Raw genomic sequence first — 17762 nt, forward strand, 5'->3', positions numbered from 1 at the left:
CGCATGCATATCACACTCTCTCCCTGTCAGGGTCTGCCCGGTGCCGCTGAAACAACTGTCTCGGTGATGAACGAGGTTCTGACCGTTGACGGCGTGGCTTATGACCTTTCAGGCGTGCCCGAAGGTGGCGAAGGCAGGCCCGTGGGCGGCGATCATCCCTTTATCGGTGTCGTGACCCGACAGGGCGGTGAGATCCGATGCACGGTGCGGGTGATCTTGGGCGATGATGCTGCCCGCGATCAGCCGGAAAGCGGCTGGAGCCTGAGCGCGTCGGCGGGGGCCGTTGCCCTTCCGGCGGTGCGGGTGGAGGCAGGCCAATGACTTTCACCCTGACCATAAAGACCGCCGAAGACCGCGCAGCCGAGGCTCTGGCAATGCTCAAGGCGCAGATCGTCGCGGCGGTGGACGCCCGGGTTGAGGCGCAAGCGCGCGCCTTGGGCTACAACGATGCCGCCGCCTGCGCCGGGTATGCCAATTCAACAGTGGGGCAGTGGGCCGCCGAAGCGCAGGCGTTCATCGCGTGGCGCGATGCCGTCTGGCTAGCGATGTATCAGGCACAGGATCAATTGGTGCAGGAAGGCGGGACGCTGAGCTTGGACGCAGTGCTCGCTGACTTGCCGGTCTGGGGCTCAATCGACCCCGAATAGATCACGGGTGAAAACCTTGTCCGCCACGTCGCTCAAATCGGCGGCGTGGCGGTTGGCGATGATGACATCGGACTGCGCCTTGAACGCGGCGAGATCGCGCTCGACCCGCGCGCCGTTGAAGCTGTCCTGCGCAAGCGCCGGTTCGTGGATGATGACAGTGATGCCGCTCTCTTGCAGCCGCTCCACGATGCCATGCACGGCGCTTTCGCGGAAATTGTCGCTGTCCACTTTCATCGCCAGCCGGTAGACGCCGACAACGCGCGGGGCGCGGGCAATGATCTGGTTGGCGATAAAGTCCTTGCGGGTGCGGTTCGCCTCGACTACGGCGGCGATCAGGTTTTGCGGGACATCCTGATAATTGGCCAGCAACTGCCGGGAATCCTTGGGCAGGCAATAGCCGCCATAGCCGAAGGACGGGTTGTTGTAATGCCCGCCTATACGCGGATCCAGCCCCACGCCATCGACGATCTGCCGCGTATCCAGCCCGCGTGACAGGGCGTAGCTGTCCAGTTCGTTGAAATAGGCGACGCGCAGGGCGAGATAGGTGTTGGCGAAGAGCTTGATCGCCTCGGCCTCGGACGGATCGGTGAACAGGATCGGGCAATCCTGCTTGATCGCCCCGTCGCGCAGCAGACCGGCAAAAACCCGCGCGCGCTCGCTGCGTTCGCCGACGACGATGCGCGACGGGTGCAGGTTGTCATACAGCGCGCGGCCTTCGCGCAGGAATTCGGGCGAGAACAGGATTGCGTCATGCCCGGTCCGGGCGCGCAATTGCAGGGTATAGCCCACCGGGATCGTCGATTTGATCACCACAACCGCCTGCGGCGCATAGCGCAGCACGTCGCGGACTACGGCCTCGACGCTGGCGGTGTCAAAAGCGTTGGTCAGCGTGTCGTAATTGGTGGGAGTGGCGACGACGACATAGGCCGCGCCGGTGAAGGCCTGCGCCGGATCGGTGGTCGCTGTCAGGTCCAGCGCGTGATGCGACAGATACGCCTGAACCTCGGCATCCACGAGGGGCGAGCGGCGCTCGTTGACGGCGCGCACCCTCTCGGCCGAGATATCCAGCGCGCAGACCTCATTGCCCTGCGCCAGCAAAATGGCGTTCGACAGGCCGACATAGCCAAGTCCCGCAACAGCAATTTTCATCGCACAGTACCTGCATTTGTGCGCCACACCCGACAGGTCTGACCCTTTGAGAACAGGGGCAGACCTGCCGGTTCAATCGGGCAAATGCAAGGCTGGTCCGCGTCAGTCCTGTAGCATTGCGGTAATCGCGGCCAGCGATGCGTCCAGCGGAACGCCCCGGCTTTCCATGTTCAGCCGCACCACCGGTTCGGTGTTGGACGAGCGCAGATTGAAGCGCCAGTCGCCCATATCCAGACTGATACCGTCGGTTTCATCCACGCCGCGGGCGTCGGGCTCATAGCGGGCGCGCACGGCGGCGATGGTCGCTTTGGGGTCGGTCGGGTGAAAGTTGATCTCGCCCGAGGACGGAAAGGCCGCGCGGCGCTGCGCCACCAGATCGGCCAGCGCGCCCTTGCGGCTGACCAGCTCGGCCATCAGCACCATGGGGATCATGCCGCTGTCGCAGAACACGAAGTCGCGGAAATAATGGTGCGCCGACATCTCGCCGCCGTAGACGGCGTTCTCATCGCGCATGGATTGCTTGATGAACGCATGTCCGGTGCGCGATTGCACCGCCGTGCCGCCTGCCTTGGCAACTACGTCCTGCGTGTTCCAGATCACGCGCGGGTCATGGATGATCTTGGCACCGGGTTCCTTGGTCAGAAAAACCTCGGCCAGCAGGCCGACGATGTATTCGCCGTCCACAAAGCCGCCCGTGTGGTCGAAGAAGAAGCAGCGGTCGAAATCGCCGTCCCAGGCGACGGCCATGTCGGCCCCCTCGGCCAGCACCTTGTCGGCAGTGACCGGGCGGTTTTCGACCAGCAAGGGGTTGGGGATGCCGTTGGGAAAGCTGCCATCCGGCGTGTGGTGCATGCAGATGAAGGTCAGCGGCGAGCCTTTGGCGGCCAGTGCCTCGGCGATTGCGTCAAAGGTCGGACCTGCGGCGCCGTTGCCAGCGTTCACCACGATCTTGAGCGGCTTGAGCGCCGAGACGTCGACAAAGCTGAGCACCCGCTCGACATAGGCCGCGCGGGCGGGCCCCGCGATGTCGGTGACGCTGCCACCGGGCAGGGCAGGGCCGAAATCATCCGCCTCGGCCAGTGCCTTGATCGACGACAGGCCGGTCGCGGCGTCAAGCGGGGCCGAGCCTGCGCGGACCATCTTCATGCCGTTGTAATCCATGGGATTATGCGACGCCGTCACGCAGATCCCGCCATCCGCACCGAACTGCGTGGTGGCAAAATACATCTCTTCCGTGCCCGAAAGGCCAAGGTCCAGAACCTCGCACCCCTCGGCCACCAGCGCCTTGGCGACCGAGGCCGCCAAGGCCTCGGAGCTGGCGCGGATGTCGCGGCCAAGCACAACCTTCTTGGCCCCCAGCGCACGGGCGAAGCCGCGACCGATGCGAAAGGCGATCTCTTCGTCCAGATCAATGCCCAGCTTGCCACGGATGTCATAGGCTTTGAAGCAGGTCAGGCTCATCCCTTGGCCCCCTGACCGCGCGAATAGACGTCCTCGTAGCGGATGATGTCATCCTCGCCCAGATAGGCACCGGTCTGCACCTCGATCAGCACCATCGGCACCTTGCCGGGGTTCTCCATGCGGTGCACGGCGCCCAGCGGGATATAAACCGACTGGTTTTCCGTCACCAGCTTGACCTCACTATCGACCGTCACCTTGGCCGTGCCCGACACCACGATCCAGTGCTCGGAACGGTGATGGTGGCTTTGAAGCGACAGGGCCGCGCCGGGGTGGACGTGGATGCGCTTGACTTGAAAGCGGTCGGCCAGCACCAGCGTTTCGAACCAGCCCCAGGGGCGGTGATCGACCGGGAAGCTTTCGGCCTGCTTGGCCCCCTTGGCTTTCAGCGCGGTGACGGCTTTCTTGACGTCCTGCGCGCGGTCCTTGTGGGCAATCAGCACAGCGTCGGCCATGGCGACGGCAACGATGTCCTTCAGGCCGATGCCGACCAGCTCTACCGCGTCGGATTCCGACCGCAACAGCGTATCCTGGCAATCAATCGCCAGTGCCGCGCCCGAGGTTACGACGCCCGTCGCATCCGGCCCGCCCTCGCGCCAGACGGCTTCCCAGCCGCCCAGATCCGACCACACGCCGCCATAGGGGATGACCGACAGGTTGTCGGCCTTTTCCATCACGGCATAGTCGATCGAGATATCCTCGATCGCGGCCCAGGGATCAGGGGCAAGGCGGGTAAAGCCCAGATCCGCCTGCGCCTGGTCCAGCGCGTCGCGTACCAGTGCCAGAATGGCGGGCTGATAAGCCTCGAAAGCGGCGATCAGGGTGCGGGCCTCGAACAGGAAGATCCCGGCGTTCCACAGATGCAAACCGCCGTCGAGCATGCTTTGCGCCGTGGAAAGGTCCGGCTTTTCGACAAAGCGCACCAGCGGCTGCACGACGGGGGCAAATCCTGCGTCGGGGGCGGTGCTCAGCTCCAGCCAGCCATAGCCGGTTTCGGGGCGGTCGGGGCGGATGCCGAAGGTGACCAGTTGCCCGGCGCGCGCCGCCTCAGTCGCAGCCTGCACGGTATCGCGGAAATGCTTCGCGTCAGGGATGACATGATCCGAGGGGGCTACGAGCATCAGCGCGTCGGGATTGCTGGCGCTGATCTGCAGCGCGGCTGCCAGAATCGCCGGGGCAGTGTTGCGCGCCGAGGGTTCGATCAGGATGGCGGCGGGCGTTACCTCGGCACTGGTCAGCTGCTCGGTGACGATAAAGCGAAAGTCCGAGCCGGTCACGACCACGGGTTGCGCGAACCCGTCGCCGGACAGGCGCTGCGCCGAGGTCTGAAACAGGCTGGCGTCCCCGACGAGCGACGAGAATTGCTTGGGGTATGATTTGCGCGACAGGGGCCACAAGCGCGTACCCGAGCCGCCACACAGAAGAACAGGATGAATCATGGAAGTTGCAGCCTCAAAAAGAATTGGTGGTGTGCCCGAGTGATCCGAAGAGAGCCTTATCCGATGCACTCAGAGAACTAAGTGTCTGAGCGGTGGAAGAAATCAGACGAAATTTGCAGATGTTCGGTCGCGTTCGCCGGCGCGCGTGGTGATGGGTCGGCCGTTGAGGGGTGTCCGTGAACGGTGCCGGGCCCTTCGAACGCAATTGTCGCTGGTTTTGCCCAAAAAGTAGCCTCCTGAACATGCCGGTCAGAAACTGGGTGTCTGTCCCATCGTGTCGTTCCTCAGCGCCTTGCGGTCCCGATCATTGCAGGATCTTGGGGCGGTCAGACGCATCTTACTTGTCCCGGATGCTACCAGAATCCTGCTCAAGGAACCACTGATACGTCCCGGCGATCCCCTCGTCCAAGCCGACCCGCGCGCGCCAGCCCATATCGGCAAGACGGCTGACATCCATCAATTTGCGCATGGTGCCGTCGGGCTTGCTTGGATCGGTGTCGATCCGGCCCTTGAACCCGGTCGCCGCCGCCACGGTTTGCGCCAGTTCAAGGATCGTCACATCGGTGCCCGAGCCGACATTGATATGGCTCAGCATCGGCTGTGTGTTCGCGGCGTAAACGTCTTGCGGCAGGTCGAGCACAAAAAGGCTGGCTTCGGCCATGTCGTCGACATGCAGGAATTCGCGCATCGGTTTGCCCGAGCCCCAGATCGTCACCACCTCGGTCCCGGCCTGTGCGGCTTCGTGGAAGCGGCGGATCAGGGCGGGCAGGACGTGGCTGTTCTGCGGGTGGAAATTATCGCCCGGTCCGTACAGGTTGGTCGGCATTACCGACCGGTAATCGGTGCCATGCTGGCGGTTGTAGCTTTCGCACAGCTTGATCCCGGCAATCTTGGCGATGGCGTAGGGCTCGTTGGTGGGTTCGAGAACGCCGGTCAGCAGCGCATCCTCCCGCATGGGCTGCGGCACGGCCCGGGGGTAGATGCACGATGAGCCCAGTTGCAGCAGACGCGTGACCCCGGCAGCAAAAGCCTGATGGATCACGTTGCACTCGATCATCAGGTTTTGGTAAATGAAATCAGCGGGGTAGGTGTTGTTGGCCATGATCCCGCCAACCTTGGCGGCGGCCAGGATCACCACGTCGGGCCGCTCGGCCTGCATGAAGTCGCGCACGGCAGGCTGGTCGGTCAGGTCAAGTTCTGAAGACGTGCGGGTGATCAGCGTCAGATCCTCACCTGCCTCCTGCCGTGCCTTCAACCGACGCAAAATCGCGCCGCCAACCATGCCTCGATGTCCGGCGATGTAGATTTTCACGAAGTTTCCTGTCCTGCTGGCTTGCTCCCGGGCATGTCGCTGGCTGAGCGTGTACGCGGGGCGATCTTGTTGGATGCATTCTCAAGGATCTGATCCCAGACTGCCTCAGATGTGACATTGGCGGTCGCATAATCGGCAAATCGATCGATCCGGGCGATGTGTAAATTGTCGCCATAGGCTTCGACGGTCCCCGGCAGAAGATTGCCTTTGTCAGTCACATAGAGAAGCTGCGCGCCTCCCCGCCTGGACACCAGATCGGCAAGGGTCTGAAGCTCTGCCTTGGGCAGCTCCTGGCGACCCTTGTAGACAAAGATCATATCCGGGTTCTGCAGCTGTTCTTCCAGACATTGCCGCAGATGCGACACCTTGTGGATCTCTTTTGAGTAGACCGCTTTGTGATCCTCTATGAAGACACTGTCGCGGACCTTGTCTGTGTGAAACCGGACACCCGTACCCCGGTCCAGCAACATCTTGGGACTGGTCGGTTCCAGATTTTCGGACAGATGGCGCGCCATGACAAACCCGAACTCGCAGTTGTCGCTTAAGCTCTCAAAACGGGCAATATCCATTGGAATTCGCTATCCTTTTATCTTTACGACAAGACATCTGAGGTCACGATTTCCTTCTGCAACGACCTTCAGTTCTGAAAAGTCCCTCAGATGCTCTTGGGTTAACCGAGCACCGGAGGGACAATAGCTTTCAGGACCTCAGTTTTCCACCGATACCGGCAGATCCATGCCATGTGCCTTGAGAAGCGCGTGGCGTTTGGCGGTTTTGAGGTCTTCGGCGACCATCTCGGCGCACATTTCCTGAGCAGTGATCTCAGGAACCCAGCCCAATGTTTCCTTGGCTTTGGTCGGATCGCCCAGCAGGGTTTCCACTTCGGCCGGGCGGAAATAGCGCGGGTCGATGCGGACCAGCACATCGCCGGGTTTCACGGCCGGAGCCTTGTCGCCGGTGACCGACACCACGGTTGCTGTCTCGTCAACATCCGTGCCGGTAAAGGCCAGTTCGATGCCCAGCTCGCGGGCCGACCAGGTGATGAACTCGCGCACCGAATACTGCACGCCGGTCGCGATGACGAAGTCGTCCGGCGCGTCCTGCTGCAGCATCATCCATTGCATCCGGACATAGTCCTTGGCGTGCCCCCAGTCGCGCAAGCTGTCGATGTTGCCCATATACAGGCAGTTCTCGAGGCCCTGCGCGATATTGGCCAGACCACGGGTGATCTTGCGCGTCACGAAGGTCTCGCCGCGGCGCGGGCTTTCGTGGTTAAAGAGGATGCCGTTGCACGCATACATGCCATAGGCCTCGCGGTAGTTTACCGTGATCCAGTAGGCGTACATCTTGGCCACAGCATAGGGGCTGCGCGGGTGGAACGGCGTCGTCTCGCGCTGCGGGATTTCCTGCACCAGCCCGTAGAGTTCCGAGGTCGAGGCCTGATAGAACCGGCAGGTTTTCTCCAGCCCCAGAAAGCGGATGGCTTCGAGCAGGCGCAGCGTGCCGATGCCGTCGACATCGGCGGTGTATTCGGGGGCTTCAAAGCTGACCGCGACGTGGCTCTGGGCGCCGAGGTTATACACCTCGTCCGGCTTCACCTCGGACAGGATGCGCGTCAGGTTCGAGGTGTCGGTCAGGTCGCCGTAGTGCAGCTTGAACCGTGCGTTGTCGATGTGCGGGTCTTGGTAAATGTGGTCGACACGCTGGGTGTTGAACAGAGAAGCCCGGCGCTTGATGCCGTGAACTTCATAGCCTTTTTCAAGAAGAAATTCGGCCAGATATGAACCGTCCTGGCCGGTGATGCCGGTGATAAGCGCTTTTTTGACTGTCATTTTCCTACGCAACCTTGAGGCGGGCGAACATGAAATTTTTCGCTTTGCGCCGTTTTACAGGTGGGGTGCTGCATGTGCAACAAAGGATGGGATCGGCTGGAAATCCTATATTGAAGCTAAATACTGGCGTCTTTTGCAGCCCGTTTGGCCGCATGACGCTGCGGGGATGCAGGTGCAGCAATCGTGGCGCGGAACGAGGGTCAGTGCAACCGCGAAGTGGCGGTGCGCGGCCTCCCGGATCGGCCGGGCCGACCCGGTCCGCACCTGCCGTCCCGGTGGGCGTTCCGGCCACCTTTTTGCGCATCGCACTCAAAAATCTATCCCGCTGCGTTCCAGCGTTCGCCACGGTCGCGCCAGACGCTGTGCGACCTCGGAGAACGAGCTCCATTCGCTTGCCAGAAAATGTGGCGCGGCGGTCAGAAGGATCAGATCGGCCAGCGCATACTGCATTTGCTGTGGCGAACGATCGAACCGCTCGCGTCGCAAGAACCGCACCCGCGTGCCGTAGCGTTGGTGTAGTGCGCCATAGGTTGCGGCCAGATCGGCGGCGACAAACACGCTGAGGTCGGGCTTGATGATCAGCATCCGGTCAAGCCGCGTGATGAAACGGCTGACATCGCTTTTCCGCCGCCATGCGACCAGTTCGGCGTGACGGCTTTGTGGCCAGTTGTCGGGGGCTTCATAGGGCAGATGGTCGAATTCCGGGCCGGTGCCCATGCGGATATGTGCAGCAACATCGACCGGATGATCAACGCGTGCGACCAGCGCGCGCACCTCGGGCGAGGGGCGCAGCGCGCGCAGGAAGCGGTTTTCCGCCTGAATCGTCCGGTGGGGGCTGTGCAGCGTATAGGCGGAACGCACATAGACATCGCCATCGTCGGGCCAGTCGCGGGCATTCAACACCTCGCGGAACTGCGAGCCGGGTTCGATTTCCATGTAGTTGTAAACCCGGGCAGCCCGTTCGCGCATCAGCGCGCCCGCTTCGCCGTCGATGACGGTGCCGTCATAGGCGAGCAGATCGTGCAAGGTCGCTTTGCAATGCTCGTCACGGTGCCAGACGGTGACCAGATCGCGCCCGGTGTTGTGCGCAATGACCGCGCCCGAGGCGAGCGCGCGCAGCCGGTTGCAAAGCCCATGCTGGGCGTCAAGGTACAGGCGGGGCCGACGTCGTCGCACAAGAGACGGTGCGCCCGGTCTCTTGGGGCCACCGTCAGGGGGGGATGCCGAACGACGCACCGGCGATCAGCCTTTTGCGCCGGGCGATTTCGGCCCGAGATGATGGCGTGCGGCCCGCGCCAACCCCGTCACCCGCCACGAGGCCGAGCCGTAGACGCGCGTCAGCTCGTCGCTCAGCTCGCGGCGTTGGAGGCGCAGACGGTCACGTTCGGCCTGCGCTGCCGCAAGCGCATCGGCACTGGCCTGAGCGGTGGCTGAATCGGCAAGGAGCTGCGCGGAGAGCAGCGCGATCTTGCGCCGTTCGCTGTCATGCGCTTCGGTCAGCGCACGCTCGAGCGCCTCGTTCGTAGCCTTGAGCATCAGCCGATCAGCCAACCGGTCCGTCAACGTGGCGATCCGGGCGCGGTGACGCGCGGCATCGGCCTCCATCTGCTGGTCCTGCTCGGCGTGCTGCGCCAGCTCTTTTCGGTGCTGCGTCAGGGCTTTTTCCAGCGCAGTTACCTTGGCGCGGGCTTGGTCGGTGTCGCGGCTTGCTTGCACGAGGGCCGTTTCAAGCTGCACCAGTTGTTGGGTCAGCAGGTCCGACTGCGCCAGTGCATCGCCAAGCGCACGGGTCTTGCCGTCAAGGTCTGCAGCGCTCTGTCGTTGTGCCTCGCGCGCTTTTTCCAGCGCGGCCCGCTGCCCGGCGCTGTCTTTCTTCAACTGCCCGATCTCTGACCGGGCGTGGTCGTGGCTGTCCCGAATGTGGCGGTCGGCTTCGGTCTGCTGTGCGACGGTTGCCTGCAAGTGCCGGAACTGCGCCTCAAGCGCGCGCCGCTGGGTCAGCGCGCTGATCACGGTATTCAGGGTATCGGTGGGGGCAGCGGGGGCCAGTGTGCCGGCCGAGAGCTCTTCGATCAGCGCCGTCACCGTCTCGTCGCTTTGCAGCAGGGCTTGGGCTGCAACGCGATAAATCGCATCCGGCAGGGCAGGCGGGTCGATCGCAGGTGCCGCAACGGGGCCATCATGGCCACAGCGCCGCGCGATCTCGGACCACAGTGCGGTGGCATCGGGTTGTGTCAGACTGCTCAGATCGATCAGCGTCAGTCGCCGACGTGCCTTGCGCAGATGCGCGGCCAGATCGCGGCGCGTGGCCAGCCAGTTCTGATAGGCCTGTGCCGTGTCTTGGTGTTCGCCGAGCGCCAGCGCCAGACTGTCCAGCGGGTTCAGGGTAACAACAAGCACCGGACCGTCACCGTCGAGCAACCCGTCAAGCGAAGGCGCTTGCCGCGTTCCCGGTCCAAGCGCGTCGCAAATGCGGGTCAGGGTGGCACGTCCCGGCGTATCCAGGAAGAAAACCGCCGGTTGCGCCGATGTCGGCGTGTCGCTGCGTGTCCGTTTCATCCAGAGATCAAGGTACCAAAATTCTGACAATCATATCTTGAAACACATCCGACTCGCTTAATCCAGCCACGAAGCCGTGCGGCTGAGGTGGCAGTGTCAGGCCTCGCTGGAAAGGGTATAGGGTACGCTCGCCAACCCGCGGCTTGCCGGAATGCAAAACAGCCGCATGGCGCGCAGATGCAGTGAGAAATCGGCGGCTGGCAGGTCGAAGGCAAGGGTGTGATACCCCTCGTTCCCGCAGATCGCGTCGAAGGGCGCCAGCGTGTGAAACGCTGCTGTCACGCGGTTCTCGGTGTTCAGGCGCAAGGGTTCCAGCCATGGCGTGTCTTCCGTCCCCCACGAGGTCGCGCTGCGCAGAAAGAGCGCGACGTCCGTTGTCTGATCCATGCTGCCTTCGACCAGCAGACACAGCACGTCTCCGACCTGCAGCGTCGTGGAACCAAGATCGAAATTGAGCGTCAACCAGCGCGGTGCCCCGGTCACGGCACCGGCAATCTGCACAAGCTCGTCTCGGGCGCTTGTCGCAGTCAGGGTGACCTGCGCAGCCTCATTGTCCCAGCTGGGATAGATTTTCGGTGTGAACTGAGCGTCATTCACCAACGTCTCGCTCAGCTCTGCCGCGCGCAGGGCGGCCAGCGGGCCGCGCGTGAAGACGTCGAAAATGTCGGACACGGTGACCTCACCTGTGAGCGGTCGGATGAGTTGGACACTATCAGCCCGGGGCGCGGCGTACACGCTCTTTTGGTCTGCGTGGCGGGCCCTTGGCGGCTGCGCGCCGATGGGTGGGGCGGTCAGAGCGGGCAGGGTGACACGAACTGGCCCCGGGCACGGGGTCGCTGTCAAAACCTGACCGGAATTAAGCGGGTGTTCATGAACGGCGTCTAAACTCTGTGCGTGAACCGAGGCTTTCGGCAAAGACAGGTAAGCAGATGAATGAACTCCTCTCCGGGTCTCACAGGGCTCACCGCAGCAGCGCGACAAGCAACGCCACCCATGATGCGTTGGCGTGGTTCGATCTGGGGCAGGTCGACCGGGATCAGGCAGCAAGGCTCGGTCCGATCAGCGATCAGGTGGCCGACCAGATCATTGAGGAATTCTATGCCCATATTCTGCGCTTTGACCACGCAGCACAGAAATTCTCGTCCAAAGATCAGATCGATCAGGTGAAGGCGGGGCAGAAAAAGTACTTCACTGACCTGATCTCGGCCGAACTTGACGACGCCTACGTTGCCGACCGTCGCCGCATCGGCGGAATCCATGAGGTGGCGGGGATCACCCCCACACTCTATATCGGCTCTTACGCCTATTACTTGCACCGGCTGGGCACCCTGATCGGCGACATGATGGCCGAAGATCCGGCAACGGCCTTCCGGCTGTTCCTGTCGCTGGCCAAGATCGCTCATTTCGACATGGCGCTGGCGCTCGAAAGCTATGTCGAGACGCGCGAAGCAACGATCGAGCGGCAACAACGCCAGATGAGCGAACTGCCCACGCCGGTGCTCAAACTCAAGCCGGGGCTGCTGTTGATCCCCGTCGTCGGGATGCTGGACAGATCACGGGCGCGCAGTCTGACCGTGTCGCTGCTTGAAGGTATACGCCAGTTCCATGCCCGCGCGGTGGTGCTCGACATTACCGGGGTGGCCGACGTGGACAGCTCGGTGGCCAACCACCTGATCCAGTCCATGCAGGCCGCGCGGTTGATGGGCGCGCGCTCGATCCTGACCGGGGTGTCGTCAGATGTGGCGCAATCCTTGGTCAAGATTGGCGTGACGGGGGCTGATCTGAACACCGCCGGCGATCTGGAATCCGGCATTATCGCAGCCGAAGCGATCCTGGTGAGGTAGAACATGACCATCCGTGTGCCGGTTTTGCAGCAAGGAAAGGTGCTGATCGTGTCGGTGCAGGATGCGCTGTCAGACAGCGACCTGCTGAATGTGCAACAGGACCTTCTGGACAAGGTGTTTTCGGTCAACGCCACAGGGGTCGTCATCGACGTGAGCGCGTTGGACGTGCTCGACAGTTTTGGCACGCGGACCTTGTCCGATATTGCCGCCGCGATCCAGTTGCGCGGGGCAAAGACCGTGATCGTCGGCATTCAGGCCGATGTCGCCATGTCCATGGTGCTCTTGGGGTTGTCGCTGCCGAGGGTGGCCACTGCGCTGGACCTTGAGGCGGGCATGGCGTTGCTGGGCCAAAGGCATGTCGCATGAGCACGGTAGAAAGCGATATCGTCATGGCCTGTCAGATCACGTCCGATGCCGATGTCGTCTCGGCCCGCCAACGGGGGCGCACGGTCGCTGCCGATATGGGCTTCAGCCGACCGGATCAGGCGCTGATCGCCACCTCCATTTCCGAGCTGGCGCGCAACATCGTCAACTACGCCAAAACCGGAACAATCGAACTGTCGCTGGTGGACCGCGGCCGCAAGCGTGGCTTGCAGGTCGTCGCCAATGACAACGGGCCGGGGATCGAAAACCTCGAAGCCGCCATGACTGACGGGTTTTCGACCACCAGATCACTGGGGCTTGGTCTGCCGGGGACGCGGCGGATGGTCGATGACTTCCATATCGTCTCGGAGCCGGGCAAAGGCGTCAGGGTGACGGTTGTCAAATGGTTGCATTGAACGCCGGGGGCGACATCAAGCTTGCCGGCTGTGGTTTGATGCTCAGCTGGGCGGTGATGGCCATCGCCAGGAAAACTTATGAGCCCAGCGGTGACGGCTATGGCATCTGGCGACAACCGGATGGTCTGTTGGTCGCCGTCGCCGATGGCTCGGGGAGTGGGCAAAAGGCGGCCGAGACAACCGATCTGTGTCTGAAAACGCTGGAAGCATCGACCGGGCATCTGGACGCGGATTTTCAGCGTTGCCATCAGGCTCTCAAACGCGGCCGCGGCGCCGCGCTGGCCTTGATCAGGATCAATGATGAGACGGGCATGATGACATGGGCCGCGGTGGGCGATGTTGACGGCACGCTGTTTGCTCACACGGCTGGCCGTCGGACACCGGCAGGCGGGCTTACCCGGATCGGTGGCACGCTGGGTCTCACCTTCAACGGAGCTGCGCCGCAATCGCAGTTGCTCAGGCCCGGTTCTCTGATCGTGCTGACAACCGACGGGGTGCGGCGTGAGTTCGCGCAGGACATTGCCCCCGACCTGACGGCCGCAGCGGCCGCCGAGCAGATCCTGCACGCGTTCCGCCGCCCCGACGATGATTCCCTCGTTCTGGCGATCGAACTGCGGGCCCTGCAATGACAAAGTCACAGCCCCCACACGAGGCCTTTGCGGACGCGACCGACCCGGCGCGCCTCGATCCAACAGGTGCCGAGCCGCAGGCCATTGCCCGGCGGTATGAGGAGGCGTTGCGCGGGTGCGTTGAAGAGGACAGCGAAGCCGGGCTGATGGCAGCCTATTCGCTGGCGCGTGAAGCCCTGCCACTGGATATCCAGCTAACGGAAATCATGGACATACATTTCGCGGCCTCCCAGGCGCTTCTTGTCGACCACGGTCACTCACAACAATGCCGCGACCAGATCGAGAGTTTCGTGGTCGAATTTCTGTCAGTGTATGACATGGCCCTGAAAGGGTACAAAACGAGCGTCCCACGATTGCTGCAAGAGGTCGCCGACCGCCAGAAGGCAGAGGCCGAATTGCGACAGGCGTCGGCACAACTGGCCGCCCAGCGAGATACGCTCGACAAGCTCGTCGCCGACCGTACGCGCGATTTGTTGAAAAAAACTGAAGTTCTGGACAAGACTTTGGACCATTTGCGGCAGGCAAACCGTGAGCAGGCCGAGTTCACCTATGCGATCTCCCACGATCTGAAATCGCCCTCCAACACCATCACCATGCTCTCGGATGAACTGGAAATTTCCTTGAGCGAGCGCCTGGATGCGGATGCGGCAGAACTCTTGTCGCTGATCCGCATGACGTCTGTGCGGATGGGCAGGCTGGTCGATGACGTTCTGGCGTATTCGCGTTGCCTCGATCATCAAGCGCCTCTGGCGCGGGTCGATGTTAACAAAGTCCTGCGCGATATACTTGAAGATCTGCGTTTCGACATCATCCGGTCGGAGGCGACAGTCACTGTAGCCGACGTTCCGTCGATCATTGGCGACCCGATGCAGGTCAAGCTTTTGTTTCAGAACCTGATTTCAAACGCGATAAAGTATCGCTCTCCCGGTCGGCCGCCACGCGTCCTGATCACGGCAAAGATTCAGCCCACGCAAGTCAGGGTGACGGTCAGTGACAATGGCATCGGCATAGCCCCGCAACATTTCGAGCGGATCTTTACCCTGTTTCAGCGCCTGCATACCTATGACGCCTATCCGGGAAGCGGCATCGGGCTTGCCCTGTGCAAGCGAATTGCAGCCAACCTAGGCGGCGAACTCAGTCTTACGTCGCGACAGGGTGTCGGAAGTTCCTTTTCGATAGCCTTGAAAAGATGGGTGGAATAAGCCAGCGGCTTAATCGAACCGCTGCGCGCTTCAAGCGCATCGTTCCTGGTAATGGTTTCATAACACTTTCCAGCGTATACCGGGACGAAAGCTTGAATAAGGTTTCGACCGTGCACAGCAAATCGAGCGTCAGTTATGGGGCAGGGCCGCCCGCAAATGAGAGCGGCGACTTCGATGACTTCGTCTATGTGATCAGCCATGACCTGCGCAATTCCATCCGCGCTTTGATCGAGGTGCCGCAATGGATCGCTGAGGATCTCGAAGCTGCCGGACACAGCGTTGAAGGCACGCTCGGCGAAAATCTGGATCTTCTGAATGCGCACGCAAGGCGGTTGGATCAGATGCTTCACGATCTCTTGGTCTATTCGCGCATCGGTCGAGGGCAAGAAATCTGCAAAAATGATCTGGCGGCAGCGATTGCCACTGTCTGTTCCGAACAGAAAATTCCGCCGGACGTGCGGATGGACGTTGTCTTGAAGACGCCGACAATAGTCATGCGCGACGGTGACCTTTTAACCTTGCTGGGCGCCTTGCTATCCAACGCCCTGCGCCACCGCGACGCTGACATGCGCCATATCACGATCGGTTCCCGCGCAGAGGGGGGCGGAACCGTTCTGTCGTTTCGCGACGATGGTCCCGGCGTTCGGCCTGAGTTCCGCGAAAAAATCTTTCAGGTAATGACAACATTAAAGTCGCGCGATGAGGTGGAGGGCAGCGGCATGGGCTTGGCGCATGTCCAGAAGATTTTGAAAGTCCATGGCGGTCGCCTTGCCTGGGTCGATCAGCCGGACGGGCGTGGTGTGGGTTTCGAACTGTGGTTTTCGGACACGGGTTGCGAAGAAGCGCCGCGAATTTGAGGAAAACCTGTCGGATCGATGGATGAAGATACGCGGCAGTCGGCGGACTTCTTTACGGTTCTTAAGGACATTTTGCACAGACTCGAGGCGAAGTAAGAGCGAGAGGGAGCAATCAACGTGGCGCCAAAATCACCTGAATTCTCCTCTGCTAACCTGGCAAAGCTACCCGAAATCCGCACACTTGTGCTGGACGACAGCAGTTTTGATCGCAAACGCATCTGCCGAATGGGAAATGGCCTCGACTTTAAGCTGCGCATCGAAGAGGCGGCCTCGGTTGCTGGCTTGAAGGAGTGTTTAGATCGGCAGAATTTTGACCTGTTTCTCATTGACTACAAGATGCCAGAATCGGATGGACTTGCTGCGCTTGACGTAATTCGCAGCCACAAGAACCAGTCAGAGGCCGTTTCCATCATGATATCGGGGCAGGCCGATCAACGCATCGCCGTGAGTGCGATGAAAAGCGGATGCCAGGATTTCATTCTGAAATCAGATATTTCACCAGACTACTTGCGGGGGACCGTCCTTTCTGCACTAAGGGGCTTGCGCCAGTTCTCTCAATACTTTGGTGACCCAAAACCCGTTTTGAATCTGGAGGAGATTCGAAGTTTCATGCAGATCGCGCTTGAAGATACATATGTTCGCTCAATCTTGCGGGAGACACTTCAGGAAGGCCTGCGCGACGCTGTGCGCGCCATTGGCGTGAACTTCGGTCTGCCCCCTGGTGCGGATATGACTCAGTTTTTGCTCGATTCCGAACAACCAGACAGTTTTCTGTTTCGGTAAGGGAGAAAGGAAGTTTTTTCGAATTGTCGATCTAAGTGTTTAGTCCCGGCATCTGGTGGATCGGGTTTAGGATGAATCTATCTGTCTCTGATGTCCAGATTTTGCAGATGTATTCGTAGGGCGTGAGGCCGTTCAGCGTCTTCAGCCTGCTTGCGAAGTTGTAGGTGAGGAGGGAACAGGCGACAGTCCTGTGGACTGTTGCCCCCGACGCAAGTTGATGTCGGCAAGGTGTGTGCGGAGCTGGTCGTGGCTGTCATAGTGGAATCGCTTGACGGTTGTGTCCTTGATCGTGCGGTTCATCCGCTCGACCTAGCCGTTGGTCCAAGGATGGTTGGGCTTGGTCAGGCGGTGCTCGATGCCGTTGGCCTCACAGATCATGTCGAAGCGCATCGGCCGGGAGGTAATGGTGTTGCGGTTCCGCAGCTGCTCTGCGAACTGAATACCGTTATCGGTGAGAATGGTGTGGACCTAATAGAGCACGGCCTCGAGCATGTGCTGCAGGAACTCCCAGGCCGACTTTCTGTCAGCTGTAGCAACGAGTTGAGTGACGACGAAATTGGACGTCCGGTCGATGCCGACGAACAGGTAGAGCTTGCCTTCGGCGGTCTGCACCTCAGCAATATCGATGTGGAGGAAGCCTATCGGGTAGCGCCTGAACTTCTGGCGCTTGCGCTTGTCACCTTCCACGTCCGGCAATCGTGAGATCCCATGACGCTGAAGGCAACGGTGCAGTGCAGACCGCGTCAGATGCGGTATCGACGGTTGCAGGGCATAGAGGCAGTCGTCCAGCGGCAGCAGCGTTTGGCGCCGGAACGCGACGACCACCGCCTCCTCGGCTTGCGTCAGCACCGTTGAGCGCGGTTCCGTCGGCCCGGTCTTCATATCCTCGACTGTCACGCGCTTGCGCCACTTCGCAACCGTCTTGGGATTGATGCCCAATTCCCGGCTCGGCTGCGCGAGCGAAGCTTGCGATCGCTGTATTGCTGCTCGGCCAGCGTGCGTGCCCTCTCGGCAGATTTGCCTTGCAAATCGCCTGCCGGGTAACAGTGCGTGGCGCAGCCGTGACGAACTTGTCCCTTGTTGCTTCCTTCCATTCCTGAGAAGGGATCGCACCATCAAACCGTGGGATCAGACACCTGGTGCCAAGGGCAACTGGCCCCGGTTCGCGTGCACCGACGCAGCCGGGGCTAATTCTTAGGCTCAGGACCCATTAATCGTCTTGCGGACTGCTTGGCTGCGTGATTCATGCTCGCGAACTGATGGGGGCAATGA

General features: G+C 61.3%; 18 protein-coding genes and 1 pseudogene. 9 read left to right on the forward strand and 10 right to left on the reverse strand.

The genetic code is table 11. The annotated features are described in order from the left end of the window. The first annotated feature begins 3 nt into the window (after positions 1-3). Together EAE28_RS22785 and EAE28_RS22790 are read left to right on the forward strand one after the other, a co-directional pair. Positions 4-321: a hypothetical protein gene (locus tag EAE28_RS22785; protein ID WP_127110641.1), complete on the forward strand. Its 318-nt coding sequence runs from the start codon at positions 4-6 to the stop codon at positions 319-321. After that, on the forward strand, positions 318-647 hold the full coding sequence (locus tag EAE28_RS22790; RefSeq protein WP_127110643.1) for a hypothetical protein: 330 nt from the start codon (positions 318-320) through the stop codon (positions 645-647). The genes EAE28_RS22785 and EAE28_RS22790 overlap by 4 nt, the downstream gene beginning before the upstream one ends. Here the strand turns inward: EAE28_RS22790 and EAE28_RS22795 are convergent. The 9 genes from EAE28_RS22795 to EAE28_RS22835 form a co-directional block, all read right to left on the reverse strand. Continuing rightward, positions 630-1796 carry a nucleotide sugar dehydrogenase gene (locus EAE28_RS22795; protein ID WP_127110645.1) on the reverse strand — a complete coding sequence of 389 codons (1167 nt, stop codon included), beginning with the start codon at positions 1794-1796 and terminating at the stop codon, positions 630-632. The two genes, EAE28_RS22790 and EAE28_RS22795, sit on opposite strands and share 18 nt — an antisense overlap. Before the next feature lie 102 nt (positions 1797-1898). Beyond that, a complete protein-coding gene (locus tag EAE28_RS22800) occupies positions 1899-3257 on the reverse strand; it encodes a phosphohexomutase domain-containing protein (protein WP_127110647.1) in 1359 nt (452 codons plus the stop codon). Then, positions 3254-4693, reverse strand: coding sequence for a mannose-1-phosphate guanylyltransferase/mannose-6-phosphate isomerase (locus tag EAE28_RS22805; RefSeq protein ID WP_127110649.1), 1440 nt, complete (start codon positions 4691-4693; stop codon positions 3254-3256). The genes EAE28_RS22800 and EAE28_RS22805 overlap by 4 nt, the downstream gene beginning before the upstream one ends. Before the next feature lie 337 nt (positions 4694-5030). Then, positions 5031-6005 (reverse strand): GDP-L-fucose synthase, encoded by a 975-nt coding sequence (gene fcl, locus EAE28_RS22810; protein WP_181954515.1) that lies wholly within the window; start codon positions 6003-6005, stop codon positions 5031-5033. Beyond that, positions 6002-6574: a hypothetical protein gene (locus tag EAE28_RS22815; RefSeq protein WP_127110651.1), complete on the reverse strand. Its 573-nt coding sequence runs from the start codon at positions 6572-6574 to the stop codon at positions 6002-6004. The genes fcl and EAE28_RS22815 overlap by 4 nt, the downstream gene beginning before the upstream one ends. Before the next feature lie 138 nt (positions 6575-6712). After that, positions 6713-7837 (reverse strand): GDP-mannose 4,6-dehydratase, encoded by a 1125-nt coding sequence (gmd, locus tag EAE28_RS22820; protein WP_127110653.1) that lies wholly within the window; start codon positions 7835-7837, stop codon positions 6713-6715. A 309-nt stretch (positions 7838-8146) separates the two neighbouring features. Beyond that, on the reverse strand, positions 8147-9013 hold the full coding sequence (locus EAE28_RS22825) for an O-fucosyltransferase family protein (RefSeq protein ID WP_127110655.1): 867 nt from the start codon (positions 9011-9013) through the stop codon (positions 8147-8149). Between the two features lie 66 nt (positions 9014-9079). Beyond that, a complete protein-coding gene (locus EAE28_RS22830) occupies positions 9080-10396 on the reverse strand; it encodes a coiled-coil domain-containing protein (protein WP_127110657.1) in 1317 nt (438 codons plus the stop codon). A gap of 96 nt (positions 10397-10492) precedes the next feature. Then, positions 10493-11068 (reverse strand): hypothetical protein, encoded by a 576-nt coding sequence (locus tag EAE28_RS22835; protein ID WP_127110659.1) that lies wholly within the window; start codon positions 11066-11068, stop codon positions 10493-10495. 257 nt (positions 11069-11325) lie between these two features. On the opposite strand from EAE28_RS22835, the gene EAE28_RS22840 reads away from it, so the two are divergent. The 7 genes from EAE28_RS22840 to EAE28_RS22870 all read left to right on the forward strand — a co-directional run bounded on the left by EAE28_RS22840 (position 11326) and on the right by EAE28_RS22870 (position 16490). Further along, entirely contained in the window at positions 11326-12240 is a 915-nt protein-coding gene (locus tag EAE28_RS22840; RefSeq protein WP_127110661.1) for a protoglobin domain-containing protein, read from the forward strand. Positions 12241-12243: 3 nt separating this feature from the next. Beyond that, positions 12244-12606, forward strand: coding sequence for an STAS domain-containing protein (locus EAE28_RS22845; protein ID WP_220443989.1), 363 nt, complete (start codon positions 12244-12246; stop codon positions 12604-12606). After that, positions 12603-13019 (forward strand): anti-sigma regulatory factor, encoded by a 417-nt coding sequence (locus tag EAE28_RS22850; RefSeq protein ID WP_127110663.1) that lies wholly within the window; start codon positions 12603-12605, stop codon positions 13017-13019. Before EAE28_RS22845 ends, EAE28_RS22850 begins: the two co-directional genes overlap by 4 nt. Then, a complete protein-coding gene (locus EAE28_RS22855; protein ID WP_127110664.1) occupies positions 13007-13648 on the forward strand; it encodes a SpoIIE family protein phosphatase in 642 nt (213 codons plus the stop codon). The genes EAE28_RS22850 and EAE28_RS22855 overlap by 13 nt, the downstream gene beginning before the upstream one ends. Then, complete coding sequence (locus tag EAE28_RS22860; protein ID WP_127110665.1) at positions 13645-14850, forward strand: sensor histidine kinase; 1206 nt, start codon at positions 13645-13647, stop codon at positions 14848-14850. The genes EAE28_RS22855 and EAE28_RS22860 overlap by 4 nt, the downstream gene beginning before the upstream one ends. Positions 14851-14942: 92 nt before the next feature. Continuing rightward, positions 14943-15707: a sensor histidine kinase gene (locus tag EAE28_RS22865; protein ID WP_164736756.1), complete on the forward strand. Its 765-nt coding sequence runs from the start codon at positions 14943-14945 to the stop codon at positions 15705-15707. Between the two features lie 117 nt (positions 15708-15824). Next, positions 15825-16490: a response regulator gene (locus EAE28_RS22870; protein WP_127110667.1), complete on the forward strand. Its 666-nt coding sequence runs from the start codon at positions 15825-15827 to the stop codon at positions 16488-16490. A gap of 31 nt (positions 16491-16521) precedes the next feature. Here EAE28_RS22870 and EAE28_RS22875 read toward each other — a convergent pair. After that, positions 16522-17507: pseudogene (locus tag EAE28_RS22875) on the reverse strand (IS481 family transposase). Between the last annotated feature and the right edge of the window lie 255 nt (positions 17508-17762).

The organism is Pararhodobacter zhoushanensis, from assembly GCF_003990445.1.
In the GTDB taxonomy this organism is placed as follows: Bacteria; Pseudomonadota; Alphaproteobacteria; order Rhodobacterales; family Rhodobacteraceae; genus Pararhodobacter; species Pararhodobacter zhoushanensis.

What these genes read in the sequence shown, in the direction of transcription:
- EAE28_RS22850 (WP_127110663.1), top strand. Translation starts at nt 12,603, where the DNA reads ATGAGCACGGTAGAAAGCGATATCGTCATGGCCTGTCAGATCACGTCC.
- EAE28_RS22795 (WP_127110645.1), bottom strand. Translation starts at nt 1,796, where the DNA reads ATGAAAATTGCTGTTGCGGGACTTGGCTATGTCGGCCTGTCGAACGCC.
- EAE28_RS22800 (WP_127110647.1), bottom strand. Translation starts at nt 3,257, where the DNA reads ATGAGCCTGACCTGCTTCAAAGCCTATGACATCCGTGGCAAGCTGGGC.
- EAE28_RS22790 (WP_127110643.1), top strand. Translation starts at nt 318, where the DNA reads ATGACTTTCACCCTGACCATAAAGACCGCCGAAGACCGCGCAGCCGAG.
- EAE28_RS22830 (WP_127110657.1), bottom strand. Translation starts at nt 10,396, where the DNA reads ATGAAACGGACACGCAGCGACACGCCGACATCGGCGCAACCGGCGGTT.
- EAE28_RS22805 (WP_127110649.1), bottom strand. Translation starts at nt 4,693, where the DNA reads ATGATTCATCCTGTTCTTCTGTGTGGCGGCTCGGGTACGCGCTTGTGG.
- EAE28_RS22855 (WP_127110664.1), top strand. Translation starts at nt 13,007, where the DNA reads ATGGTTGCATTGAACGCCGGGGGCGACATCAAGCTTGCCGGCTGTGGT.
- gmd (WP_127110653.1), bottom strand. Translation starts at nt 7,837, where the DNA reads ATGACAGTCAAAAAAGCGCTTATCACCGGCATCACCGGCCAGGACGGT.
- EAE28_RS22860 (WP_127110665.1), top strand. Translation starts at nt 13,645, where the DNA reads ATGACAAAGTCACAGCCCCCACACGAGGCCTTTGCGGACGCGACCGAC.
- EAE28_RS22840 (WP_127110661.1), top strand. Translation starts at nt 11,326, where the DNA reads ATGAATGAACTCCTCTCCGGGTCTCACAGGGCTCACCGCAGCAGCGCG.
- EAE28_RS22785 (WP_127110641.1), top strand. Translation starts at nt 4, where the DNA reads ATGCATATCACACTCTCTCCCTGTCAGGGTCTGCCCGGTGCCGCTGAA.
- EAE28_RS22845 (WP_220443989.1), top strand. Translation starts at nt 12,244, where the DNA reads ATGACCATCCGTGTGCCGGTTTTGCAGCAAGGAAAGGTGCTGATCGTG.
- EAE28_RS22815 (WP_127110651.1), bottom strand. Translation starts at nt 6,574, where the DNA reads ATGGATATTGCCCGTTTTGAGAGCTTAAGCGACAACTGCGAGTTCGGG.